This is a genomic window from Pseudomonas sp. NPDC090592 (assembly GCF_044769185.1).
Taxonomy (GTDB): Bacteria; Pseudomonadota; Gammaproteobacteria; order Pseudomonadales; family Pseudomonadaceae; genus Aquipseudomonas.
The window spans coordinates 98,449-122,759 of record NZ_JBIVXJ010000009.1; the positions used below are offsets into that span (position 1 = coordinate 98,449).

At 63.7% G+C, this 24,311-nt stretch carries 18 protein-coding genes; 14 read left to right on the forward strand and 4 right to left on the reverse strand.

Going from position 1 to position 24,311, the window contains the following annotated elements; all coding sequences use genetic code 11:
* Positions 1-1,289: 1,289 nt before the first annotated feature.
* From ACIQUI_RS10305 to ACIQUI_RS10370, 14 genes are all read left to right on the forward strand, one after another.
* Entirely contained in the window at positions 1,290-2,606 is a 1,317-nt protein-coding gene (locus ACIQUI_RS10305; RefSeq protein WP_403197830.1) for a nucleotide sugar dehydrogenase, read from the forward strand.
* A 74-nt stretch (positions 2,607-2,680) separates the two neighbouring features.
* Complete coding sequence (locus ACIQUI_RS10310; RefSeq protein ID WP_105945717.1) at positions 2,681-4,162, forward strand: glycosyltransferase family 2 protein; 1,482 nt, start codon at positions 2,681-2,683, stop codon at positions 4,160-4,162.
* Positions 4,163-4,198: 36 nt separating this feature from the next.
* Positions 4,199-5,365, forward strand: coding sequence for a PilZ domain-containing protein (locus tag ACIQUI_RS10315; RefSeq protein ID WP_403197832.1), 1,167 nt, complete (start codon positions 4,199-4,201; stop codon positions 5,363-5,365).
* 90 nt (positions 5,366-5,455) lie between these two features.
* A complete protein-coding gene (gene algK / locus ACIQUI_RS10320) occupies positions 5,456-6,901 on the forward strand; it encodes an alginate biosynthesis TPR repeat lipoprotein AlgK (protein ID WP_403197835.1) in 1,446 nt (481 codons plus the stop codon).
* The gene (locus ACIQUI_RS10325; protein WP_403197838.1) at positions 6,898-8,376 is read left to right on the forward strand and encodes an alginate export family protein; all 1,479 of its coding nucleotides are present in this window, start codon (positions 6,898-6,900) and stop codon (positions 8,374-8,376) included. The genes algK and ACIQUI_RS10325 overlap by 4 nt, the downstream gene beginning before the upstream one ends.
* A gap of 16 nt (positions 8,377-8,392) precedes the next feature.
* On the forward strand, positions 8,393-9,952 hold the full coding sequence (gene algG / locus ACIQUI_RS10330) for a mannuronan 5-epimerase AlgG (protein WP_391127562.1): 1,560 nt from the start codon (positions 8,393-8,395) through the stop codon (positions 9,950-9,952).
* Positions 9,953-9,965: 13 nt separating this feature from the next.
* On the forward strand, positions 9,966-11,408 hold the full coding sequence (locus tag ACIQUI_RS10335; RefSeq protein WP_403197842.1) for an alginate O-acetyltransferase: 1,443 nt from the start codon (positions 9,966-9,968) through the stop codon (positions 11,406-11,408).
* An 8-nt stretch (positions 11,409-11,416) separates the two neighbouring features.
* Positions 11,417-12,520 (forward strand): mannuronate-specific alginate lyase, encoded by a 1,104-nt coding sequence (locus ACIQUI_RS10340; RefSeq protein WP_403197844.1) that lies wholly within the window; start codon positions 11,417-11,419, stop codon positions 12,518-12,520.
* Between the two features lie 197 nt (positions 12,521-12,717).
* The gene (locus ACIQUI_RS10345; RefSeq protein ID WP_403197846.1) at positions 12,718-14,175 is read left to right on the forward strand and encodes an MBOAT family O-acyltransferase; all 1,458 of its coding nucleotides are present in this window, start codon (positions 12,718-12,720) and stop codon (positions 14,173-14,175) included.
* 10 nt (positions 14,176-14,185) lie between these two features.
* Positions 14,186-15,343: an alginate O-acetyltransferase gene (locus tag ACIQUI_RS10350; RefSeq protein WP_403197849.1), complete on the forward strand. Its 1,158-nt coding sequence runs from the start codon at positions 14,186-14,188 to the stop codon at positions 15,341-15,343.
* Between the two features lie 20 nt (positions 15,344-15,363).
* Positions 15,364-16,011 (forward strand): alginate O-acetyltransferase AlgF, encoded by a 648-nt coding sequence (locus ACIQUI_RS10355; RefSeq protein ID WP_403197851.1) that lies wholly within the window; start codon positions 15,364-15,366, stop codon positions 16,009-16,011.
* A gap of 36 nt (positions 16,012-16,047) precedes the next feature.
* On the forward strand, positions 16,048-17,502 hold the full coding sequence (locus ACIQUI_RS10360; RefSeq protein WP_403198096.1) for a mannose-1-phosphate guanylyltransferase/mannose-6-phosphate isomerase: 1,455 nt from the start codon (positions 16,048-16,050) through the stop codon (positions 17,500-17,502).
* 188 nt (positions 17,503-17,690) lie between these two features.
* Positions 17,691-18,155: a multidrug transporter gene (locus ACIQUI_RS10365; RefSeq protein ID WP_403197854.1), complete on the forward strand. Its 465-nt coding sequence runs from the start codon at positions 17,691-17,693 to the stop codon at positions 18,153-18,155.
* Positions 18,156-18,305: 150 nt separating this feature from the next.
* A complete protein-coding gene (locus tag ACIQUI_RS10370; RefSeq protein WP_403197856.1) occupies positions 18,306-19,118 on the forward strand; it encodes an SDR family oxidoreductase in 813 nt (270 codons plus the stop codon).
* A 130-nt stretch (positions 19,119-19,248) separates the two neighbouring features.
* Here ACIQUI_RS10370 and ACIQUI_RS10375 read toward each other — a convergent pair whose 3' ends face one another.
* The 4 genes from ACIQUI_RS10375 to ACIQUI_RS10390 all read right to left on the reverse strand — a co-directional run bounded on the left by ACIQUI_RS10375 (position 19,249) and on the right by ACIQUI_RS10390 (position 24,258).
* A complete protein-coding gene (locus ACIQUI_RS10375; RefSeq protein WP_403197858.1) occupies positions 19,249-20,043 on the reverse strand; it encodes an SDR family NAD(P)-dependent oxidoreductase in 795 nt (264 codons plus the stop codon).
* A gap of 135 nt (positions 20,044-20,178) precedes the next feature.
* Positions 20,179-21,630: an efflux transporter outer membrane subunit gene (locus ACIQUI_RS10380; RefSeq protein WP_403197860.1), complete on the reverse strand. Its 1,452-nt coding sequence runs from the start codon at positions 21,628-21,630 to the stop codon at positions 20,179-20,181.
* The gene (locus tag ACIQUI_RS10385) at positions 21,627-22,688 is read right to left on the reverse strand and encodes an HlyD family secretion protein (RefSeq protein WP_403197863.1); all 1,062 of its coding nucleotides are present in this window, start codon (positions 22,686-22,688) and stop codon (positions 21,627-21,629) included. The genes ACIQUI_RS10380 and ACIQUI_RS10385 overlap by 4 nt, the downstream gene beginning before the upstream one ends.
* Before the next feature lie 28 nt (positions 22,689-22,716).
* On the reverse strand, positions 22,717-24,258 hold the full coding sequence (locus ACIQUI_RS10390) for an MFS transporter (protein WP_403197866.1): 1,542 nt from the start codon (positions 24,256-24,258) through the stop codon (positions 22,717-22,719).
* Positions 24,259-24,311 lie beyond the last annotated feature (53 nt).

Consider the following 24,311-nt stretch of genomic DNA (forward strand, 5'->3'; position numbering starts at 1 on the left):
ACCTGTGGGAGCAACTGTCTTATCCAAAATCTTCAAGCTCGCGCAATCTCTGTGGGAGCGGGCTTGCCCGCGAACACCGGCAAAGCCGGTGCCATCCACAGCGTTGTCTTCTTCGCGGGCGCGCCCGCTCCCACAGGTACTGCACCGGCTTCGGGTTCACCTTGAACCTGTGGGAGCAACTGTCTTATCCAAAATCTTCAAGCTCGCGCAATCTCTGTGGGAGCGGGCTTGCCCGCGAACACCGGCAAAGCCGGTGCCATCCACCGCGTTGCCTGTTTCGCGGGCATGCCCGCTCCCACAGATACTGCACTGGCTTCGGGTTCGCTTTGAACCTGTGGGAGCAACTGTCTTGCTCAATTTCTAAAAGCTGGCGCGAATCCCTGTGGGAGCGGGCTTGCCCGCGAACACCGGCAAAGCCGGTGCCATGCACCGCGTTGGATTCTTCGCGGGCATGCCCGCTCCCACAGGTACTGCTCTGGCTTCGGATTCACTTTGAACCTGTGGGAGCGGCTTTAGCCGCGAAGAGGCCAGCAGCCCGGATACAGCCTCCTGCCCTGCAACAGGGCACACTGCAAACCTCCATTACGCCAAGAAACCGGCGCCAAAATTTCTTCATGCCGGTCGTTATCGCCAACCGTCATAAGACCGTTCATACCTTTTTTGACGAATTTTGAAAAAAATTTTCTGATACTGGCATAAAAACATCTCGCAACAGTTTCACCCTTGGTACACAGGGGTATCACCCCCGCGTGCTATCAAATTGAAACTGCCAACAACTGAATAAATATTTAGAAATCTTTCATCCGGCCGAAACCGGCTCAGGAACTTCTCCTACGACGAATCGCTCATAGTGCCGTAACGAATTTCCTGCCTGCGGGCTGTGAGAGATGACTTACAGATGACAACGGCAGGTATCCACTACCCGCCTTGATAATTAAGACAGGCATGACCGGAACCCCCGAAACGCCTGTACACGCAGGAGAGACTCGCCCTTCACAATTCGTCCTAGTGGTTGATTTCAAAGGATTTTTCCACTTGAAAAAACAAGCACAGCAACGCGCCAAGTAGCGTATTGCAATAAAGACGGCTGCATTTCAGGGCACGTTTTTTAATAGATGGCTTTTTACTGCCAACTTTGAGTGCATAACTTTTTGCGCTCCGAATTTGTTTTGCCTGCGCTCGGCGAAGTGTGCATTCGCCATGGATCCGTGCGCCCGAAAACTGCTGTTAATCAACCCGGCCGGCACTTCTGGTAAGCGTCGGCGTGATAAACACATGAGGTGATAGCGATGCGTATCAGCATCTTTGGTTTGGGTTATGTGGGTGCAGTCTGTGCAGGTTGCCTGACGGCGCGTGGCCATGAAGTGATCGGTGTGGACGTGTCCAGCACCAAGATCGACCTGATCAACCAGGGCAAGTCGCCCATCGTCGAACCTGGCCTGGAAGCACTGCTGCAACAGGGCATCGCCAATGGCCGCCTGCGCGGTACCACCGACTTCGCCGAAGCCATCCGTGCCAGCGACGTATCGATGATCTGCGTGGGTACGCCCAGCAAGAAAAACGGCGACCTGGGCCTTGAGTACATCGAGTCGGTGTGCCGCGAAATCGGTTACGTACTGCGTGACACCACCCGCCGCCACACCATCGTGGTGCGCAGCACCGTGCTGCCTGGCACCGTCAAGAACGTGGTCATCCCGATCCTCGAGGACTGCTCGGGCAAAAAAGCCGGCGTCGACTTCGGCGTGGCGGTCAACCCGGAATTCTTGCGTGAAAGCACCGCGATCAAGGACTACGACCAGCCACCGATGACCGTCATCGGCGAACTGGACAGCGCCAGCGGCGACATCCTGCAAGCCCTCTACGAAGAACTCGACGCCCCGGTCATCCGCAAGCCGATCGAAGTGGCCGAGATGATCAAGTACACCTGCAACGTGTGGCACGCCACCAAGGTCACCTTCGCCAACGAGATCGGCAACATCGCCAAGGCCGTGGGCGTCGATGGCCGCGAAGTGATGGACGTGGTCTGCCAGGACACCGTGTTGAACCTGTCCCAGTACTACATGCGCCCTGGTTTCGCCTTCGGCGGCTCGTGCCTGCCCAAGGACGTGCGCGCCCTCACCTACCGTGCCTCCAGCCTCGATGTACGCGCACCGCTGCTCGACTCGCTGATGCGCAGCAACGAATCGCAGGTGCAGAACGCCTTCGAGCTGATCGAAGCCCACGACAAGCGCAAGGTCGCCCTGCTGGGCCTGAGTTTCAAGGCCGGTACCGACGACCTGCGCGAAAGCCCACTGGTAGAGCTGGCCGAGCGCCTGATCGGCAAGGGCTACCAGCTGGACATCTACGACGAGAACGTCCAGTACGCCCGTGTACACGGCGCCAACAAGGACTACATCGAATCGAAGATCCCGCATGTGTCGTCGCTGCTCAACGCCGACTTCCAGCAGGTGATCGACAACGCCGACATCATCGTGCTCGGCAACCGCGACGAGCAGTTCCGTGCGCTGGCCCAACAAGCGCCAGCCGGCAAGCAGGTGATCGACCTGGTCGGTTTCATGAGCAAACCGACCTGCACCACCAGCCGCACTGAAGGCATCTGCTGGTAAGTGTCTGGCCGGGCAGCGCAAGCCTCCCCACTTGCGCTGCCCACCCTCCCCCGAATTCTCGACGGATGCTGAACATGCAAAGGCTCCAGACCGTGCTGTTGCAGTGCGCCGGGTGGCTGCTCTACATGAGCCTGCTCATGCTGATCGCCCTGGCCCTGCCAGCCGATATCTTCGACTCGCAGTCGAAGCACTTCATCTTCCTGGTCGGCGCAGTCGGCATCTGGCGCTATTCCATGGGCGCCACCCATTTCATCCGCGGCATGATTTTCCTATACATCGTCTACCCGTACCTGCGCCGCAAGGTGCAGAAGATGGGCGATGCCACCGCCCCGTCGCATGTGTACCTGATGGTGACCAGTTTCCGCATCGAAGCGCTGACCACCGCCCAGGTGTACAGCTCGGTGATCCGCGAGGCGATCAACTGTGGTTTCCCCACCACCGTGGTCTGCTCGCTGGTGGAAATGTCCGATGAACTGCTGGTGAAGAGCCTGTGGGCCAAGTACAACCCGCCGGCCCATGTGAAGCTGGACATCGTGCGCATTGCCGGTACCGGCAAGCGTGATGGCCTGGCCTACGGCTTCCGCGCCATCTCGCGCATGCTGCCGGACGAAAACGCCGTGGTGGCGGTGATCGACGGTGACACCGTGCTGGCCGATGGCGTGGTACGCAAGACCGTGCCGTGGTTCAAGCTGTTCCCCAACGTGGGCGGCCTGACCACCAACGAATTCTGCGAAGTGCGTGGCGGCTACATCATGAGCGAGTGGCACAAGCTGCGCTTCGCCCAGCGCCACATCAACATGTGCTCCATGGCCCTGAGCAAGCGCGTGCTGACCATGACCGGGCGCATGTCGATGTTCCGCGCAAGCGTGGTGACCAACCCCGAGTTCATCGCCGACGTCGAAAGCGACTCGCTGATGCACTGGCGCCTGGGCCGCTTCAAGTTCCTCACCGGTGACGACAAGTCCAGCTGGTTCAGCCTGATGCGCCTGGGCTACGACACCTTCTACGTGCCGGACGCCGCCATCAACACGGTTGAGCACCCGCCGGAAAAGAGCTTCTTCAAGGCGAGCCGCAAGCTGATGTACCGCTGGTACGGCAACAACCTGCGGCAGAACTCCCGTGCACTGGGCCTGGGCCTTGGCCGCCTCGGGCTGTTCACCAGCATCGTGCTGTTCGACCAGCGCGTGTCGATGTGGACCAGCCTGCTGGGGCTGACCGTGGCGGTAATCGCCAGCCTCAAGTTCGGCCTGGCCTTCCTGCTGGTGTACCTGCTGTGGATCGGCATCACCCGCCTGATCCTCACCGTCATGCTGCTGTGCAGCGGCCACAACGTCGGCCCGGCCTACCCGCTGATTCTCTATTACAACCAGATCATCGGCGCGCTGATGAAGATCTACGTGTTCTTCCGCCTCGACAAGCAGTCGTGGACGCGTCAGCCCACTGCCCTCAAGCGTGACCTCGCCAGCTTTCAACAATGGTTCAACACCTGGTCCTCGCGGACCATGACCTTCTCGGCTGCCAGCATCTTCGTTGCTGTGCTGTTCATGGTCGTGTGAGCCCAACCCGGATCGGATCTAACAGGAACAAACCCCATGAATACCGCCGTGAACGTCAATGTCGTGCATGAGTCCGAAGCCCAGCGCCAACACGCCCGGGTGCGCATTCCCGCCAAGCTGCGGTTCCTGGACGCCCAGCGCCAGACCCACGAAGTGAAGGTCGACGACCTTTCTGCCGGTGGCCTGAGCTTCCACACCAAGCAGCCACTGTCGGTGGGCGATGTACTGCGCGGGCGCCTGCAGTTCGTGGTCGACAACCTGGGCCTGTCGATCGACATCGAGTTCCAGGTGCGCTCGTACAACCCGGACAGCGGCCGTACCGGCGCGCAGTTCCAGAACCTCGAACCCCGCGACATCGCCACACTGCGGCACATCATCACCAGCCACCTGTCGGGTGAGCTGATCAGCATCGGCGACGTGCTCAGCACCCTGCAACGTGACAACTTCACCAAGGCGCGCAAGCAAAAGGACGGCGGCTCTGGCCTGACCGCCTTCGGCCGGCTAAAGGCCGTTACCGTCACCCTGGGCGTGTTCGTGGTCGGCGTCGCTGCTTTCGGCTTTGTCGCCAAATCGCTGTACGGCATGTACTTCGTCAGCCATGCCGAAGCCGGTGTGGTCGCAGTGCCGACCACCACCATTACCATGCCGCGCGACGGCACCGTGAGCAGCCTGGTCGAAGGTGGCGGGCAAATTGCCAAGGGCGCACCACTGGCCAGCTTCACCACCAGCATGCTGGACATGCTCAAAGGCAGCCTGGATGACGCGCAGCTGGAACCGGCGAAGATCGAGGAACTGTTCGGCAAGCAGCTGTCCGGCACCCTGACCAGCCCCTGCGATTGCGTGGTCGCCCGGCAGCTGGTGGACGACGGCCAGTATGCCGCCAAGGGCCAGGCCATCTTCCAGCTGATCCCGCGCACCACCACGCCGATGGTCGAGGCGCGCTTCAGCTACCGCCAGTTCGACGAGGTCAAGCCAGGCACCCGGGTCAACTTCCAGGTGGCCGGCGAAGACGAAGTGCGCACCGGCCAGATCGTCAGCAGCGCCAGCCTCAACAGCGACGACCTGGCTTCCGACATTCGCGTGCAGATCAAGCCTGACGACGGCCTGCCCGCCGAACTGGCCGGCCGCCCGGCTGCGGTCAACAGCGACCGTGGCCCATCGCTGAACTGGCTGATCGACAAAGCCGTGGCCCGTGGGCTGTAAGAGGATCGGACGATGATCTCTGATACCAACACCTATCCTGTGGGAGCGGGCATGCCCGCGAAGAGGCCAGCATGGGCAGCATCGTCGGCCATGCCAGTTCGCGGGCTTGCCCGCTCCCACAGGGTCCGTGTGAACCTTGGTTTGTGTGGTCTGGCCATGGCCATCGCCTTGGCCGGCTGTGCCGGCCTGCCCGACCAGCGCCTGGCCAACGAAGCCCTGAAGCGTGGTGACACAGCCCTGGCCGAGCGCAACTACAAGGCCCTGGCCGACCTGGGCTACAGCGAAGCGCAAGTGGGCCTGGCCGACATCAAGGTGGCCACCCGCGACCCGTCGCAAATCAACGAAGCCGAGGCCACCTACCGCGCCGCAGCGGCCACGTCGCCCCGCGCCCAGGCACGCCTTGGTCGCCTGCTGGTGGCCAAGCCCGACAGCACCCAGGCCGAGCGCGAAGAAGCCGAAACCCTGCTCAAGCAGGCCGCCCGTCAAGGCGAAAGCAATACCCTGATCCCGCTGGCGATGCTCTACCTCAGCTACCCGCAGAGCTTCCCCAAGGTCAATGCCCAACAGCAGATCGACCAATGGCGCGCCGCCGGCAACCCGGAAGCGGGCCTGGCCCAGGTGCTGCTGTACCGCACCCAAGGCACCTACGATCAGCACCTGGGCGAGGTGGAGACAATCTGCAAGGCCGCCCTCAACAGCACCGACATCTGCTACGTCGAACTGGCCACGGTGTACCAGAAGCGTGGCCAGGCCGACCAGCAAGCCGCCCTGCTCGGCCAGCTGAAAGCCGCCTATGCCCGTGGCGCGGTGCCGGCCACCCGGGTCGACAGCGTCGCCCGCGTGCTGGCTGACCGCAGCCTCGGCCAGACCGACGAGAAAACCGCCAAGGACCTGCTCGAACAGGTCGCCCCGGCCAACCCGGCCTCATGGGTCAGCCTGGCACAGCTGGTCTACGACTTCCCCGAGCTGGGCGACACCGACCAGCTGATGGCCTACATCGACAAGGGCCGCGAAGCTGAACAGCCTCGTGCCGAATTGCTGCTGGGCCGCCTGTACTACGAAGGCAAGACCCTGCCAGCCGACGCCAAAAAGGCCGAGCAGCACCTGCAAGCCGCCGCCGACGCAGGCGAGATCAGCGCCCATTACTACCTGGGCCAGCTGTACCGCCGCGGCTACCTGGGCAACGTCGAGCCGCAGAAGGCCGTCGACCACCTGCTCGCCGCCGCCCGTGGCGGGCAGAACAGCGCCGACTACGCCCTGGCCCAACTGTTCAGCGAAGGCCACGGCATCCGCCCGCAACCGGGTAATGCCTGGGTATTCGCCCAGCTGTCGCAGGTCAACCCGACCCCGCAATCGAGCGAACTGCTGCAACAACTCGACCAGCAACTCACGCCAGACCAGCGCAGCCAGGCCCAGCAACTGCTGGCGCAAGAGAAGCAGGCGCGCGGCAGCATGGCCCAGGGCGCGAACAGCACGTTGGCCCTGGAAGCCCTGCAAGACGACGAAAAAGAAGTAGACGGTGAGGACTCGCTATGACGCTCAATCCCTTCGTGAAAGCTGGCATCGGCCTGAGCTTCGCCCTGCTGTGGTCCTGCCCGACCCTGGCGGAAATGACTGCTGAAAAGAACTTTGGCCTGGATGTGAAAATCACGGGCCAGTCGGAAGACGACCGCGACCTGGGCACCCGCCCTGGCGGCGACGTCAACGGCCTGGGCCTGGACCTGCGCCCGTGGGTGTACGGCGAACGCGGCAACTGGAGTGCCTACGCCATGGGCCAGGCCGTCGCCGCCACCGACACCATCGAAACCGACACCTTGCGCCAGAACGACGACGGCACCACCACCGACACCGGTGACGACAGCCGCCAGCCCGACAAAAGCTACCTGGCCATGCGCGAGTTCTGGGTTGGCTACAGCGGCCTCACCGCTTACCCCGGCGAGCAACTGCGCCTCGGCCGCCAGCGCCTGCGCAGCGACGACGGCATGTGGCGCGACACCAACATCGAAGCGCTGAACTGGACCTTCGACACCACCCTGCTCAAGGCCGACCTGGGCGTGGCCCAGCGCTTCAGCGAATACCGCACCGACCTCACCGAGCTGGCCCCGCAAGACAAGGACCGCACGCACATCTACGGCAACGTCGCCACCCAGTGGACCCCTGGCCACTGGGTAGGCGTGCGCGCCCATCACACCCACGACAGCGGCAGCCTGAAAAACCCGGGTGAAACCGTCGACGCACTGGACAAGACCCGCACCGGCGACCTGACCTGGCTGGGCCTGGAAGCCAACAGCGACGCCTACAACTGGCGCAACGACCACACCGTCAACTACTGGGGCAGCGTCACCTGGCTGACCGGTGACCGTGACACCCTCAGCAGCCAGGCCGTCGGCGACGACCAGGTTGCCACCGGCAAGCAGAGCGGCGACGTCAATGCCTGGGCCACCGACCTCGGCATTCGCCTGCGCCTGGACCCGCAATGGCAGGTCGGCGCGGCCTACGCCCGTGGCAGCGGCGGCGGTGGCGACGACGGTTCGAACAACTTCGAGCAGACCGGCCTTGAGAGCAACCGCTCCAACTTCACCGGCACCCGCTCGCGCGTGCACCGCTTCGGCGAAGCGTTCCGTGGCGAGCTGGGCAACCTGCAGGCCGCCACCCTGTTTGCCTCCTGGCAGCTGCGCGACGACTACGACGCCAGCCTGATCTACCACAAGTTCTGGCGTGTCGACGGCAACCAGAACATCGGTTCCAGCGGCATCAATGCCACCGTCGACGACAACGGCGTCAACCGCCAGCTGGTCGACGGTGAAAAAGATCTTGGCCAGGAAATGGACGTGGTCGTGACCAAGTACTTCAAGCAAGGCCTGCTGCCGGCATCGATGAGCCAAGCCATCGACGAACCGTCCGCCCTGGTGCGCCTGCGCGCCGGTGTGTTCAAGCCGGGCGACGCCTATGGCAAGGAAGCGGATTCGTACATGCACCGCGCCTTCGTCGACGTGATCTGGCGATTCTGAGGCCGGGAGAAACCTGATGAACCTTCACCCGCACTTACGTCACAGCCTGTTGGCCAGCGCCTTGCTGCTGGCCAGCGGCCTGGTCGCCGCCGCAGAACCTCAGGTCATTGCCAAGGAACTGCAGCAGGCCAAGACCTACACCGTGGCCAGCGCGCCGATCGAGCCGCTGCAGATGGACCCGCCCAAGCTGCCTGACCTGACCGGTTTCACCGCCGAGGCCGTGCAGAAAAAGATCGACCGTAGCCGCAAGGGCAAGGTCAGCCTGCGCCGCATGTTCCAGGAGGACACCCTCAAGGAGTTCGTCGGTGGTGACAACAAGGCGGCCGAGTGGGTGCAGCGCCAGCACGGCATTCCCCAGGCGATTTTCGTCGACGACGGCCATGTCGACCTGGTGGAGCTGAGCAAGAAGGTGCCCAAGCAGTACCTGAGCGAAGTCGAGCCGGGCGTGTACCTGGCGCGCCTGCCGATCGTGGTGGGGCAAAAGGGCATCCTCGAGATCGACGGCAAGGTCAAGCAGCTGCGCCTGTCCCAGGAGGGCGGTTCGTTCCTGGTCAACGACGGCAAGCTGTTCGTCACCGACACCCAGGTGACCGGCTGGCGCGAAAAGGACAATGGCCCGGCGACCTTCCGCTCGCCCAAGGAATTCCGCCCGTTCCTGCTGTCGTGGGGCGGCACCGAGACCTACATCGTCAATACCAAGATGGCCAGTTTCGGCTACGCCAAGTCCAAGTCGTATGGCGTGAGCATCTCGCAGTACACGCCGAACATGGCCAAGCGCATGGGCCGCCCTGAGCCTACCGGCTGGATCATCGGCTCGGAGTTCAGCGACATGTGGTACGGCTTCTACTGCTACGAAACCCAGGACTTCGTGGTCAAGGACAGCACCTACCGCGACAACATCGTCTACGGCATCGACCCGCACGACCGCTCGCACCGCCTGATCATCGCCGGCAATACCGTGCATGGCACCAAGAAGAAGCACGGCATCATTGTTTCGCGTGAGGTGAACGACAGCTGGATCATCAACAACAAGAGCTACGACAACAAGCTCTCGGGCGTGGTAATCGACCGTAACAGCGTCAACAACCTGATCGCCTACAACGAGATCTACCGCAACCACACCGACGGCATCACCCTGTACGAAAGCGGCGACAACCTGATCTGGGGCAACAAGCTGATCAACAACCGCCGCCACGGCATCCGCGTGCGTAACAGCGTGAACATCCGCCTGTACGAAAACGTCGCCATGGCCAACGGCCTGGTGGGCGTGTACGGCCACATCAAAGACCTGTCCGACACCGACCGCGACATTGCCCTGGACCCGTTCGATACCAAGGTGTCGTTGATCCTGGTGGGGGGTGAGCTCACGGCCAACGGCTCCGGCCCGCTGTCGATCGACTCGCCGCTGTCGGTCGAGCTGTACAAGGTGTCGATGCTCGCCCCGCGCAAGGCCAGCGGTATCAGCCTCAACGGCATCCTCGGCGAGCGCCAGGACGAAATCCTCGACCTGCTGGTGCGCCAGCAAAAGGCTGTGCTGATCGACCCGGTCGAACGCCAGACCGAAATGATCGATTAAGGAAGCCCAGACCATGACCCCACACCTGATGAAACTGCTGGGCCTGTCCGCCGCCCTTCTGGCGATCAGCCAGGGCGTGCGCGCCGATGACGTGAAGGCCCCCACCTTCAGCGCCGAGCCGTGCTGCCAGCTGTGCCCCGAAGCGCATGACGCCAGCCGCTACACCACCCGCTATCAGCAGAACTTCACCACGCTGGTGCAGGCCAAGGGGGACTGGCTGTTCCGTACCCGCGAAGACCTGCGCACCGAGTTCAACACCACCCCGGCCGGCTACAAGCGCCTGCAGCAGGTGCACGACGCGTTCAAGAAGCGCGGCGTGGAACTGGTGGTGGTGTACCAGCCGACCCGTGGCCTGGTGAACCGCAACATGCTCAACCCGGCCGAGAAAGCCGCCTTCGATTACCAGAAGGCGTTGGGCAACTACCAGGCCATGCTCAAGCGCTTCGCCAGCATGGGCTACAACGTGCCCGACCTGTCGCCGCTGACCAACGAACAGCTGGCCGCTGCCGATCAGGGCAAGGATTTCTACTTCCGCGGCGACCAGCACTGGACGCCGTATGGTGCCGAGCGCGCAGCAAAAATCGTGGCCGACACCGTGCACCACATGCCGGCCTTCGAAGGCATTCCGCGCAAGGAATTCGAAACCCAGAAATCCGGGCGCATGGGCAAGACCGGCACCCTGCACAACGTCGCCGGCCAGCTCTGCGGCACCAGCTATGCGGTGCAGTACATGGACCAGTTCGCCACCGAGCCCAAAGGCTCCAGCGGCGGTGGCGACGACCTGTTCGGTGACGGTGGCAACGCGCAGATCACCCTGGTGGGCACCAGCCACAGTGGCAAGAACTACAACTTCTCGGGCTTCCTCGAACAGTACATCGGCGCCGACGTGCTCAACGTCGCGTTCCCCGGTGGTGGCCTGGAAGGCTCGATGATCCAGTACCTGGGCAGCGAGGAGTTCCAGAAGAACCCGCCGAAGATCCTGATCTGGGAATTCTCCCCGCTGTACCGCCTGGACCAGGAAACCATCTGGCGGCAAATCCTTGGCCTGCTCGACGACGGCTGCGACGACCGCCCGGCCCTGATGAGCGCCAGCACCACCCTCAAGCCCGGCAAGAACGAACTGATGGTCAACGGCAAGGGCGGCGTGATCAAGGACCTGATCAACCGCAACATGCAAATGGACGTGAAGTTCGAGGACCCGTCGGTGAAGGTGTTGCAGGCCACCCTGTGGTACCTCAACGGCCGCCACGAGGACATCAAGCTGGAAAAACCGGAAACCTCCGACACCGACGGCCGCTTTGTCTTCCAGATGCGCGAAGACGAGGACTGGGCCAGCCAGAGCCTGCTGGCCTTCGAGGTGCAGGGGCCGGAAAGCGGCACCCAGAAAGTCGAAGCCAAGCTCTGCAAACGCAACAACTTCGCCGGGCCTGCGCAAACCGCGCAAGCCGGCCAGTGAGGCGACCCATGACCACCTTCAAGCGAATCTTCCGCCCCGCCCTGCTCGCGCTGGCCCTGTTCGGAGGGGCCGCGCATGCTGCGCTGGTTCCCCCACAGGGGTACTACGAGGGGATCGAAAAGCTCAAGACCGGCGACGGTAACTTCCGCTGCGAAGCCACGCCCAAGCCGTACACCGGTGCGCTGCAGTTCCGCAGCAAGTACGAAGGTTCGGACAGTGCCCGGGCAACCCTCAACGAGGATTCCGAGCAGGCCTTCCGCGATTCCACCAAGGACATCACCACCCTGGAGCGTGGCGTAGCCAAGATGGTCAACCAGTACATGCGCGACGGCCGCCCGGCGCAACTCGACTGCGCCCTGACCTGGTTGGGTACCTGGGCGCGTGCCGATGCGCTGATGTCCAACAACTACAACCACACTGGCAAGTCCATGCGCAAATGGGCGCTGGGCAGCATGAGTGGTTCGTGGCTGCGCCTGAAGTTCTCCAACTCGCAGCCGCTGGCCGCGCACCAGGCCGAGGCCGAGCTGATCGAAAAATGGTTCGCCCGCCTGGCCGAGCAAACCATGCGCGACTGGAGCAACCTGCCACTGGCGAAGATCAACAACCACAGCTACTGGGCCGCCTGGTCGGTCATGGCTACCTCGGTGGCTACCAACCGTCGCGACCTGTTCGACTGGGCCGTGAAGGAATACAAGATCGGCGCCAACCAGGTCGACGAGCAGGGTTTCCTGCCCAACGAGATCAAGCGCAAGCAGCGCGCCCTGGCCTACCACAACTACGCCCTGCCACCACTGGCGATGATCGCCAGCTTTGCCCAGGCCAACAACGTCGACCTGCGCAGCGAGAACAACTTCGCCCTGCAGCGCCTGGGTGAAGGCGTGCTGTACGGCGCGCGCGATCCCAAGCACTTCGCTGAACGCGCGGGCGAAAAACAAGACATGAAAGACCTCAAGGTCGACAGCAAGTACGCCTGGCTCGAACCGTGGTGCGCGCTGTACCAGTGCGTCGGCGACACGCTGCAGCGCAAGCATGGCATGCAGCCGTTCGACAGCTTCCGCCTTGGCGGCAACCTGACCCGGGTCTACGACCCGAGCGCCGCAAGCAAGAAATGAACTGACTCCCATTGTGGGGTCGGTACCTGTGGGAGCGGGCATGCCCGCGAAGAAGCCACCGCGGTGCATGGCAAGGGCTTCGCCCTTGTTCGCGGGCTTGCCCGCTCCCACAGGGGTCTAAGTTGCCCTCCTGCTTTTTGCTGGGGGGTTTGGGGGGCGCTGTGCCCCGGATGCTGTGAACAAAAAGGAGAACCGGGATGGTCTTCTCGTCCAACGTGTTCCTGTTCCTGTTCTTGCCGATCTTCCTCGGCCTGTACTACTTGAGCGGGCAACGCTATCGCAACCTGCTGCTGCTGGTCGCGAGCTACATCTTCTATGCCTGGTGGCGCGTGGACTTCCTGGCCCTGTTCGCCGGTGTCACCCTGTGGAACTACTGGATCGGCCTTAAAGTGGGTGCCGCCGGTGTGCGCACCAAGCCCGCCCAACGCTGGCTGCTGCTGGGTGTGGGCGTCGACCTGGCGATCCTGGGTTACTTCAAGTACGCCAACTTCGGCGTCGACAGCCTCAACGCGATCATCAGCTCGTTCGGCCTGGAACCGTTCATCCTCACCCACGTGCTGCTGCCGATCGGTATCTCGTTCTATATCTTCGAGTCGATCAGCTACATCATCGATGTGTACCGCGGCGACACCCCGGCTACCCGCAACCTCATCGACTTCGCGGCGTTCGTGGCGATCTTCCCGCACCTGATCGCCGGCCCGGTGCTGCGCTTCAAGGACCTGGTCGACCAGTTCAACAACCGCACCCACACCCTGGACAAGTTCTCCGAAGGCTGCACCCGCTTCATGCAGGGCTTCATCAAGAAGGTGTTCATCGCCGACACCCTGGCGGTGGTAGCCGACCACTGCTTCGCCCTGCAAAACCCCACCACCGGCGACGCCTGGCTTGGCGCACTGGCCTACACCGCGCAGCTGTACTTCGACTTTTCCGGCTACAGCGACATGGCCATCGGCCTGGGCCTGATGATGGGCTTCCGCTTCATGGAGAACTTCAAGCAGCCGTACATCAGCCAGTCGATCACCGAGTTCTGGCGCCGCTGGCACATCAGCCTGTCGACCTGGCTGCGTGACTATCTGTACATCACCCTGGGCGGTAACCGCAAAGGCACCTTCAACACCTACCGCAACCTGTTCCTGACCATGCTGCTGGGCGGCCTGTGGCACGGCGCCAACTTCACCTACATCATCTGGGGCGCCTGGCACGGCATGTGGCTGGCCATCGAGCGCGCGCTGGGCATCGACACCAACCCGCAGCGCTTCAACCCGGTGAAATGGGCTTTCACCTTCCTGCTGGTGGTGGTCGGCTGGGTGATCTTCCGCGCCGAAAACCTGCACGTGGCCGGCCGCATGTACGGCGCCATGTTCAGCTTTGGCGACTGGCAGCTGTCGGAACTCAACCGCGCCCAACTCACCGGCCTGCAAGTGGCCACGCTGGTGATCGCCTACCTAACCCTGGCGTTCTTCGGCCTGCGCGACTTCTATCGCAATGCCAAGCCAGCGCCAAAAGCGGCCCCGGTGCAGGTCAACGCGGACGGATCGATCGGGCTGGACTGGGCCCGGGTCATGACCCGCGCCCTGGTGCTGCTGCTGTTCGTGGCCTCGATCCTCAAGCTTTCGGCGCAAAGCTACTCGCCGTTCCTGTACTTCCAGTTCTGAGGCCGCTGACATGAACCGTACCTTACGCATCACCTATTCACTGTCGTTCCTCGGCTTGCTGGTCGGCATGGGCGTGTGGTCCACCGGTGGCCTGCAAAGCTTCCAGCGCACCGAGCAGATGACCGTGCTCAACGGCAAGCTGGCCAAGGCCGCCGAAACCCACTACGACGCCGAATTCCCGATCAAGCGCCTGGGCACCAACCTCTGGGCCGCGCTGGACTTCAAGCTGTTCAACGAAGGCCGCCCCGGCGTGGTGCTGGGCCGCGACCAGTGGCTGTTCAGCGACGAGGAGTTCAAGCCCACCGCCGGTGCCGAACAACAGATGCAGGAAAACCTGGCGCTGATCCGCGGCGTGCGCGACACCTTGCAGCAGCATGGCAGCCAGCTGGTGCTGGCCATCGTGCCGGCCAAGGCGCGTATCTATTCGGAATACCTGGGCAAGGAGCAGCCGGCCAGCCTGCACGACGACCTGTACAACCAGTTCCACGCCCAGGTGCGCCAGGCCAACGTGTTTGCCCCGGACCTGCAAGCGGCCATGGAACAAGCCAAGGCTCGCGGCCAGGTCTTCCTGCGCACCGACACCCACTGGACCCCGATGGGCGCCGAAGCCGTCGCCCAGGCACTGGCAGAGGCGGTAAGCCGGCAGCACCTGCTCAACGGTGACCCACAAACCTTCGTTACCGAAGCCGGTAGCAGCGCTCCCTACAAAGGCGACCTGACCAACTTCCTGCCGCTCGACCCGCTGTTCAGCAACCTGCTGCCAACCCCGGACAACCTGCAACAGCGCAGCACCCGCCCGGCAGAAGCCGCGGGTGACAGTGACGACGCGCTGTTCGCCAACAACGAAATCCCGGTGGCGCTGGTAGGCACCAGCTACAGCGCCAACCCGCACTGGAACTTCCTGGGTGCATTGCAGCAGGCCCTGCGCAGCGACGTGGCCAACTACGCCGAAGACGGCCATGGCCCGCTGCTGCCAATGCTCAAGTACCTGCAAAGCGATGCCTTCAACAACGCCGCCCCGCAAGTGGTGGTGTGGGAATTCCCCGAACGTTACCTGCCCATGAAAACCGACCTCGGCAGCTTCGATCCGCAGTGGATCGCGCAGCTGAAAAACGCCCGTAAATCCGAAGAAAACCTGGCCTTGTCGTCCACCCGGACGAACCACTGAACGATAGAGAGGAAATGCACATGACTACCAAGACTTCCATTGCCAAAGCCCTCACCCTCGCGGCCGGCCTTTCCCTTGCTTCGATGCAGGCCTTCGCCGGTGCCGACGCTGCGCTGTACGGCCCAAGCGCGCCAAAAGGCTCGACCTTCGTACGCCTGTTCAACGCCGCCAGCGCACCGGCTGCCGCCAGCGTCGGCAACACCCAGATCAAGCAGGTTGGCGCCCAGGCCAGCAGCGACTTCAGCTTCCTGCCCGGTGGCGACTACACCGCCCAGGTCGGCGGCAAGAGCGTGCCGGTGAAGCTGGCCTCGGACAAGTACTACACCCTGGTCAACAGCAGCAGCGGCAACCCGCAGCTGATCGAGGAACCGCCGTTCAAGAACAAGCAGAAAGCCCTGGTGCGCGTGCAGAACCTGAGCGACCAGCAACTGACCCTGAAAACCGCCGACGGCAAGACCGAAGTGGTCAAGCCGGTGGCCGCCAACGGCCGTGGTGAACGTGAAATCAACCCGGTGAAGGTCAACCTGGCGCTGTTCCAAGGAGACAAGAAAGTCGGCGACGTGAAACCCGTCGCCCTGGAGCGCGGCGAGGCCGCGGTGCTGTATGTAACAGGTTCCGGCAACGCCTTGTCGCCGGTGTGGGTAACTCGCCCCGTGGCTAGCAACTGATCCCCCCTGCCTCTAAACGACTATTGGAGAAACATGATGATCCCGGTAATTCTTTCTGGTGGTAGCGGTTCGCGTCTGTGGCCTCTGTCGCGCAAGCAGTTCCCCAAGCAGTTCCTGGCCCTGACCGGCGAACACACCCTTTTCCAGCAAACCATCGAGCGTTTGGTGTTCGAAGGCATGGACTCACCGATCGTGGTCTGCAACAAGGACCACAAGTTCATCGTCCAGGAGCAACTCGGCGCACTGAAGCTGGAAACCCAGGGCATCCTGATGGAGCCGTTCGGCCGCAACACCGCGCCCGCCGTGGCCATGGCCGCCATGAAGCTGGTCAACGAAGGCCGCGACGAGCTGATGCTGGTGCTGCCAGCCGACCATGTGATCGATGACCAGAAGGCCCTGCAACGCGCCCTGGCTTTGGCCACCGTGGCCGCCGAGCGTGGCGAGATGGTGCTGTTCGGCGTGCCGGCGACCAAACCGGAAACCGGCTACGGCTACATCCGCTCCAGCCAGGACGCGCTGCTGCCCGAAGGCGTGGCACGGGTGGCCCAGTTTGTTGAAAAACCTGATGAGAAGCGCGCTGCCGAATTCGTCCAGGCCGGTGGCTACTTCTGGAACAGCGGCATGTTCCTGTTCCGCGCCAGCCGCTTCCTCGAAGAGCTGAAAAAGCACGAAGGCGACATCTACGACACCTGCGTGCTGGCCCTGGAGCGCAGCCAGGAAGACGACGATGTGCTGAGCATCGACGAAGCCACCTTCGCCTGCTGCCCGGACAACTCCATCGACTACGCCGTGATGGAAAAGACCCAGCGCGCCTGTGTGGTGCCGATGTCGGCCGGCTGGAGCGATGTGGGCTGCTGGTCGTCGCTGTGGGAAGTGCACGAGAAGGACGACAACGGCAACGTCACCAAGGGCGACGTGGTGGTGCAGGACAGCCACAACTGCATGATCCACGGCAACGGCAAGCTGGTGTCGGTGATCGGCCTGGAAAACATCGTGGTGGTCGAGACCAAGGACGCCATGATGATCGCCCACAAAGACAAGGTCCAGGGCGTGAAGCAGATGGTGAAAACCCTCGACGAACAGGGCCGCACCGAAACCCAGAACCACCTGGAAGTGTATCGCCCGTGGGGCTCGTACGACTCGGTGGACATGGGCGGGCGCTTCCAGGTCAAGCACATCACCGTCAAGCCGGGCGCCAGCCTGTCGCTGCAGATGCATCACCACCGCGCCGAGCACTGGATCGTGGTGTCGGGCACTGCCGAGGTCACCTGCGACGAGAACGTGTTCCTGCTGACCGAAAACCAGTCCACGTACATTCCGATTGCCTCCATCCACCGCCTGCGCAACCCGGGCAAGATCCCGCTGGAGATCATCGAAGTGCAGTCGGGGAGCTACCTGGGCGAGGATGACATCGAGCGCTTCGAGGATGTGTATGGGCGAACCTCCACACCCGTCGAGCGAGGGGTTTCGGTGAAAACCATCGCGCAGTAAGCGAACCCCCGGGGCCGCGTTGCGGCCCTATCGCGACACAAGGCCGCTCCCACAAAGGCCTGCGTACGCCGATCAATGTGGGAGCGGCCTTGTGTCGCGATTGGAGGGCGTAGCCCTCCCGCTTTTGAGCCCCACCCCATTTCGGGCTACGATGGTCAGACCCCGCGCAACCAAGGTCTGCAAGCGTCATGATCATCGGTGCCTTCCTCATTCTTACCTGGCTGGTACTGCTGCTGCGCTACCCGGCCAAGGCCCTGCCGATTTCGTTGGCCGCCGTGTGTGGCCTGGGCCTGGTGGCGCTGTTTGTCGTGTGGCAGGACAACCGCGAAACCTCACGACTGGCCCGCCTGGACTTGCGCCTCGTGTATGCCCCCGAGCAATGCCCTGCCGACCGTGCGTTGCAAGTTCGCATGAAAAACGGCAACAGCGTGCCGCTTACCGAGCTGCGCTGGCGGGTGGCGGCGTATGCGCCGGGTGATACCGTGAACCTGGCCGAGAATACCTACAATGCCCCGCGCTACCGTGGGCCGGGTGAGCTGCAGCCCGGGGCGGAGTGGAAAGACTGTTTGCCATTGCCTCCTGTGCGCTCCGGGTACCGGCCGCAGACCCTGGAGTTTCGGGCTGAGCACCTGCAGGGTACATTTGCCAATTGATTTGTCGCCTGTGCCGGCCTCTTCGCGGGCAAGCCCGCTCCCACAGGTACTGCACAGGCTTTGAAAGCTGTGGGGCACCTGTGGGAGCGGGCTTGCCCGCGAAGAGGCCGGCACAGGAAAACCTATCCTTCCTGAAGACAGGCCCCAACCATGCCCACCGTCCTGATCACCGGTTGTTCCAGCGGCATCGGCCGCGCCCTGGCCGACGCCTTCCGCGATGCCGGCCACAATGTCTGGGCCACCGCCCGCAAGGCTGAAGATGTAGAGGTATTGAACGCCGCCGGCTTCACCGCCCGGCAACTGGATGTGAACGACAACGAGGCCGTGGCCCGCCTGGCCGAGGAGCTGCCAAGCCTCGACATCCTGATCAACAACGCCGGCTACGGCGCCATGGGCCCGTTGCTCGATGGCGGCGTGGACGCCCTGCGCCAGCAGTTCGAAACCAACGTGTTCGCCGTGGTAGGCGTAACCCGCGCCTTGTTCCCACTGCTGCGCCGCTCACGCGGCAAGGTGGTGAACATCGGCAGTGTCTCGGGCGTGCTGGTCACGCCATTCGCCGGCGCCTACTGCGCTTCTAAAGCTGCCGTGCATGCGCTGAGCGATGCCTTGCGCCTGGAACTGGCGCCATTTGGTGTGCAGGTGATGGAAGTGCAGCCGGGAGCGATTGACACCCAGTTCGCCAACAACGCCCAGCGCCAGGCAGAGCAGGTGCTGGCGGCGGATTCGGCGTGGTGGCCGTTGCGCGAGCATGTACAGGCACGGGCGCGGGCATCGCAGGACAAACCGACATCGGCGGCGGTTTTTGCCCAGGGGGTGTTGGCGGCGGTGAGCAAGTCGCCGGTGCCAGCGGTGGTGCGGTTGGGCAATGGCAGCACGGCGTTGCCGTTGATGGCCCGGGTGCTGCCACGGCGGGTGCTGGACTGGGCGTTACGCAAGCGGTTCGGGCTGCTGCGTCCGCTCTGAATTTTCGGCTGCTTGTACTGGCCTCTTCGCGGGCTCGCCCGCTCCCACAGGTATTGCACCAGCTTCGGGAGCACACTAGTCCTGTGGGAGCGGGCAAGCCCGCGAAGAGGCCGGCGCAGGCAACCCAGAATCAGGCAATGGAGCGCAGCACCCCGCCATCCACCCGCAGCGCAGCCCCGGTGGTCGCACTGGCCTGCATCGACGCCAGGTACACCACCATATTGGCCACCTCTTCCACCGTCGCCAGCCGCTTGATCAGCGAAGTCGGCCGGTGCTCGGCCAGGAAATTGGCCTCCAGCGCTTCACTGGAAACACCCTGCTCCTGCGCCAACTTGGCAAAGAAATCGCCCACGCCTTCCGAGCGTGTAGGCCCCGGCAACACCGCGTTCACCGTCACCCCGGTGCCTGCCAGGGTTTCGGCCAGCCCACGCGACACCGCCAGCAGTGCCGTCTTGGTCATGCCGTAGTGGATCATTTCGGTCGGGATCTGCAGCGCCGACTCGCTGGACAGGAACACCACCCGCCCCCATTTGCGCTCGGCCATGCCCTGGGCGTAATGACGCGACAGGCGCACAGCGCTGAGTACGTTGACGTCGAAGAAGCGCTGCCAGTCCTCATCCTCGATCTCGAAGAACGGCTTGGGTTCGAAGATGCCGAGGTTGTTGATGAGGATGTCGGCGTGCGGAACCTGGTCGAAGAGTTTCTGCGCACCGTCCTTGCTGCCGAGGTCGGCGGCAATGCCGATGATGCGTGCTTGCGGCAGGCGTTCGCGCACGGCCTTGATGGCTTCGTCGACACGGGCCTGGGTGCGGCCGTTGAGTACCACTTCTGCGCCCGCCTCGGCCAGGCCGATGGCGATGGCCAGGCCAATGCCGGCGGTGGAGCCGCTGACGATGGCGCGCTTGCCGTTCAGGGAAATGTGCATCTGTGCCTCCTAGGTAAACAGGTCAGTTGTCGGGGCTGCTTTGCAGCCCTTCGCGGGCACGCCCGCTCCCACAGGACCGAGCGCTAACCTGTGGGAGCGGGCGTGCCCGCGAAGGGCCGCAAAGCGGCCCCGCTTTCATGCTTTCTTCACCGGCTGCTCATCAAACGCCTGCCAGCCACCGCCCAACGCCTTGTACAGGCCGACCAGGGCCTGCGAAACCGCCGCCGAACTGTCGATCCACTGCTCCTCGCTGGCCAGCAATGCCCCCTGCACGGTCAGCACATTGAGAAAGTCCACCGCCCCTTCCACATACTGGCGCTGGGCAGTCTCCAGGGCGATGCGGTTCTGCCGCACGGCCTCGGCCAAATGGTCACGACGCAACTGGCTGGCGTTGTACAGGCGTAGCACATCGTCGATTTCATGCCAGGCAGCCAGCACCACCTTGCGATAGTTCAGCGCTGCTTCCTGCTGCTGCGCCTCGCGCAGTTCCAAGGCGCCTTTGAGGCGGCCACCATCGAAGATAGGCAAAGACAACTGCGGACCGAAGGCAAAACGGCGCGAATCCCAGGCGCCGAAATCGGACAGCTGCATCGCCTGAAAACCGATGCTGCCCGACAAACGGATGCTCGGGTAGAAATCGGCCTTGGCTACACCAATGCTGGCAGTGGCAGCATGCAGGCGGGCCTCGGCCTGGCGGATGTCCGGGCGGCGCTCGGCCAGCTCGGACGGCAAGCCGATGGCAAACTTCTGTTGCGGTGCGGGCAGCTCGCCGCCCTTCGACAATTCGGCCTGCAAACTGCGCGGTGGCTCAGCGGCGAGCAGGCTGAGGGCGTTGATCAGGTCATCGCGGCGGGCTTCCAGGCTGGGCAGGCGTGACTCGATCGAAGCGACCTGAGCGCTGGCCTGGGCCACATCAAGCCGGGTAGCGACGCCTTCGGCCTGGCGGTTTTCAGAGAGTTTCAGGCTGTGCCGGGCGACCTCGAGGTTGTCCTGAGTCACCTCGATAGTGTGCTGCACCGCACGCAGCTGGATGTAGTTGCCGGCTGTTTCCGACAGCAGGGCCAGCAGCACCCCACGGCGGTCATTCTCGGCCACTTCGACCGTGGCATCGGCAGCCTCGACCTGACGCCGCACACGGCCCCACAGGTCCAGCTCCCAACCGGCCACCAGGTCACCTTGCCACAGGTTGTAAGCCTCTTTACCCGCCTTGCCGGATGGGTCGCTCAGGCCTTCGGCGCTGTTGCGGGCACGGCTGTAGCCAGCGTTCGCGTCTACCGACGGCACTTCATCCGCCGCCACGCTACTGCGCAAGGCGCGGCTTTGCAGCAGGCGGGCGCTGGCCATCTGCAGGTCGAGGTTGCGTTCGGCAACCCGCTGGATCAAGGCGCCAAGCTGCGCGTCATGGAAGGTTTCCCACCAGCGCAACTCCAGCGCTTCGGCCTGCGGCTGACTGGCCGCCGCCTCGCCTTGCAACGGTGCCCACTGCTGCGGGGCCTGGGTGTCGGGGCGCTGGAAGTCCGGGCCCATCGTGCAACCCGCCAGCAACACAGCCAGCAGCAAAGGGCTCAAGCGTAATGCCGGCTTCATCGTGCAGTTACCTCTTTGCCGTCCAGCGTGTCGCCACGGGTATCGATGGTCGCTTCCACCGACATGCCCACCCGCAGGCGCGAGAGCAGCGGCTGGCCGTCATCGAAAACAATCTTCACCGGGATGCGCTGCACCACTTTGGTGAAGTTGCCAGTGGCGTTGTCCGGCTTCACGGCGGCGAAGGTCACGCCCGTTGCCGGGGCGATGCTTTCTACATGGCCTTGCAGCTTCTCGCCGGAGAAGGTGTCGACCGTGATGTTTACCGGTTGGCCAGGCTGCACATGGGTCAGCTGGGTTTCCTGGAAGTTGCCGACTACATAGGCCTGCTGCAACGGCACCACCGACAGCAGGCGGGCGCCCGGGTTGACGTAGGCGCCTACCCGCAGGGCGCGCTCGCCAACCATGCCGTCCACCGGGGCGGTGATGCGCGTGTAGGACAGGTCGAGCTGTGCCTTTTCCAGGCCCGCTTCGGCGCGCTTGAGCTGGCCATCGGCACTGGCCACCTGGGCCGTAAGAATGTCCACTTGCTTGCGCGCCGCCACCAGCGCTGCCTGGGCGTTGGCCAGGCGGGCGCGGGCCTGGTCGACCCCGCTGCGTGCCTGCTGGGCGTTCTGCACGGTACCGGCGCCCTGCTCGGCCAGGCGGCTGTAGCGGTTGACCTCGTGGTCGGCGAACGCTGCCTCGGCCTGGGCGGCTTTCACGGCGGCTTCGGCCTGGGCAATCAGGGCGGCCTGGCGCTCGAGGGTGGCGCGGGCATCGGCGCTTTGCGCCTGGGCTACCAGCAACTGCGCCTGTGCGGCGTCCAGGGCGGCCTGGTAGTCACGGGCATCGATGGTCGCCAGCAACTGGCCGGCCGTGACTTGCTGGTTGTCCTCCACCAGCACTTCCTTGATGAAGCCGGCCACCTTTGGCGCGACCACGGTGTAATCGGCGATTACATAGGCATCGTTGGTGCTCTGGCGGTGGTCGCTGCCGAGCATCCACGGGCCGACGATGCCAGCCAGGACAGCCACGGCCAGCACCGAGCCGATGAACAGGGTTTTGCGCTTGTTGGTCATTTCAGGGGGTCTCGAATTCATCCAGGGTTCAGGCCACCGCACGCGGCGGATAGACCCGGGTAGGCACGAAAGGAATCAGGCAGATCAGGGCCACGGCGATGCAGGCCATGACCAGGTAGAGGTCGGCGGAGGTCAGTACCAGCGCCTGGTCGTGGATGCGCCTGGCCAGGCCTGCGCTGTTGTCGTCGATCAGCGGAGCGTTACCCAGGCTGTCCACCAGGTGGTTGGAATGGAAATGCCGGCGCAGGGTGCCAAGGGCATCCAGCAAGCCACCGGCGATCACTGCGGCCAGGCCTTTTACGGTGTTGAACCAGCTGGAGGCGAACGGGCCTTCCTGTGGGGTCATGCCGTTGGTCGACAGCATCAGCAGTGGCAGCACCGCCATGGGCTGGCCGAACACCTGCAGCAGGTAGAACGGGTAAAAGTCGCCACGGATCCACTCGCTGGTCAGCAGGCTGCTGCCCACGCAAGACACCGCCAGCATTGCCAGGCCGATGCCCAGCACCCAGCGGCAGTCCACCGCACGGATGTTGCACAGCGCTGCGGTCAGCGGCAGGGCAACCAGCTGCGGCATGGCTACCAGCATCATCAACGGGCTGGTCTGCGCCGGTCGATAACCCTGGATCTGCGCCAGGTAGGCCGACGGAATGCTGCCCACGCCGGACAACACGATCAGCACGCCGGCCAGGGTCACCAGGGCGAAACTCAGGTTGCGCCGCGACAGCATGCGCAACTGGAAGAACGGCAACGGCTCGGACCATTCGTTGTACATGAACAGCACCAGCAGCAGCAGGCCACCGCCGAGCAGCCAGCAGATCAGCGGCGAGTCGAACCAGCCCCAACGATCACCCAGCGACAGGCCCAGCACGATGCAACTGATGGCCGGCAGGCCGAGCAGCACTCCGCGCCAGTCGAACTGCTTGAAACGCTCCAGGCGCAGCGGGTCTTGCGGAAGGCCCCAACCGACACAGGCCATCGCCAGCGCCGACGGCACGATGATCTGCCAGAACGCCCATTGCCAGCCCACGTACTCGGTCCACAACCCCGCCAGCGGTGTGCCGAGGTTGGGGCCGAAGGTGGCGGTAAGGGCGTAACAGGCCAGGCCGTACACCTTGATGCCCGGCGGCAGGAAGCGCAGGGCCACGCTCATCAGCATCGGCGGCAAGGCGCCAGACGCAAAGCCCTGCAGCACGCGCAGCAGCATCAGGCTGTGCAGGTTGGGGGCGAATGGTTGCAGCAGGCCGAGCACGGCGAACAGGCCGATGGCGCTCATGGTGAAGCGGCGCAGCGAGAAGGTGGTGGCCAGCCAGGGCGCAAAGGCCATGGCCGAAACCGAAGCGGCGCTGTACACCGCCAGCAGCCAGGCGCCTTCGTCGGCACCGATGCCCATGGCCCCACGGATATCGGCCAGGGAAATCTTGGTCACCGACTCGTTGAGGCCCGCACACAACACGGCCAGCAATACACCGAACAGCCCCACTACCACCTGCAGGCCGAACGCCGTCTGCGCGGGGGCAGCCGGCGCGGGGGCGGCGGCAATGGCGGCAGACGGGGCGGACAGGGAACTCATGGGAAGACATCTCCAGCAACAAATTTGCGACTGGAGCAAGTCTAAGAAGGTCG

Excerpts from the sequence above, each read along its gene's own strand:
- ACIQUI_RS10385 (WP_403197863.1), bottom strand. The coding sequence starts at position 22,688 with ATGACCAACAAGCGCAAAACCCTGTTCATCGGCTCGGTGCTGGCCGTG.
- ACIQUI_RS10310 (WP_105945717.1), top strand. The coding sequence starts at position 2,681 with ATGCAAAGGCTCCAGACCGTGCTGTTGCAGTGCGCCGGGTGGCTGCTC.
- ACIQUI_RS10335 (WP_403197842.1), top strand. The coding sequence starts at position 9,966 with ATGACCCCACACCTGATGAAACTGCTGGGCCTGTCCGCCGCCCTTCTG.
- ACIQUI_RS10340 (WP_403197844.1), top strand. The coding sequence starts at position 11,417 with ATGACCACCTTCAAGCGAATCTTCCGCCCCGCCCTGCTCGCGCTGGCC.
- ACIQUI_RS10305 (WP_403197830.1), top strand. The coding sequence starts at position 1,290 with ATGCGTATCAGCATCTTTGGTTTGGGTTATGTGGGTGCAGTCTGTGCA.
- ACIQUI_RS10350 (WP_403197849.1), top strand. The coding sequence starts at position 14,186 with ATGAACCGTACCTTACGCATCACCTATTCACTGTCGTTCCTCGGCTTG.
- algK (WP_403197835.1), top strand. The coding sequence starts at position 5,456 with ATGCCAGTTCGCGGGCTTGCCCGCTCCCACAGGGTCCGTGTGAACCTT.
- ACIQUI_RS10380 (WP_403197860.1), bottom strand. The coding sequence starts at position 21,630 with ATGAAGCCGGCATTACGCTTGAGCCCTTTGCTGCTGGCTGTGTTGCTG.
- ACIQUI_RS10355 (WP_403197851.1), top strand. The coding sequence starts at position 15,364 with ATGACTACCAAGACTTCCATTGCCAAAGCCCTCACCCTCGCGGCCGGC.
- ACIQUI_RS10390 (WP_403197866.1), bottom strand. The coding sequence starts at position 24,258 with ATGAGTTCCCTGTCCGCCCCGTCTGCCGCCATTGCCGCCGCCCCCGCG.
- ACIQUI_RS10345 (WP_403197846.1), top strand. The coding sequence starts at position 12,718 with ATGGTCTTCTCGTCCAACGTGTTCCTGTTCCTGTTCTTGCCGATCTTC.
- ACIQUI_RS10315 (WP_403197832.1), top strand. The coding sequence starts at position 4,199 with ATGAATACCGCCGTGAACGTCAATGTCGTGCATGAGTCCGAAGCCCAG.
- ACIQUI_RS10365 (WP_403197854.1), top strand. The coding sequence starts at position 17,691 with ATGATCATCGGTGCCTTCCTCATTCTTACCTGGCTGGTACTGCTGCTG.
- ACIQUI_RS10370 (WP_403197856.1), top strand. The coding sequence starts at position 18,306 with ATGCCCACCGTCCTGATCACCGGTTGTTCCAGCGGCATCGGCCGCGCC.
- ACIQUI_RS10325 (WP_403197838.1), top strand. The coding sequence starts at position 6,898 with ATGACGCTCAATCCCTTCGTGAAAGCTGGCATCGGCCTGAGCTTCGCC.
- algG (WP_391127562.1), top strand. The coding sequence starts at position 8,393 with ATGAACCTTCACCCGCACTTACGTCACAGCCTGTTGGCCAGCGCCTTG.
- ACIQUI_RS10360 (WP_403198096.1), top strand. The coding sequence starts at position 16,048 with ATGATCCCGGTAATTCTTTCTGGTGGTAGCGGTTCGCGTCTGTGGCCT.
- ACIQUI_RS10375 (WP_403197858.1), bottom strand. The coding sequence starts at position 20,043 with ATGCACATTTCCCTGAACGGCAAGCGCGCCATCGTCAGCGGCTCCACC.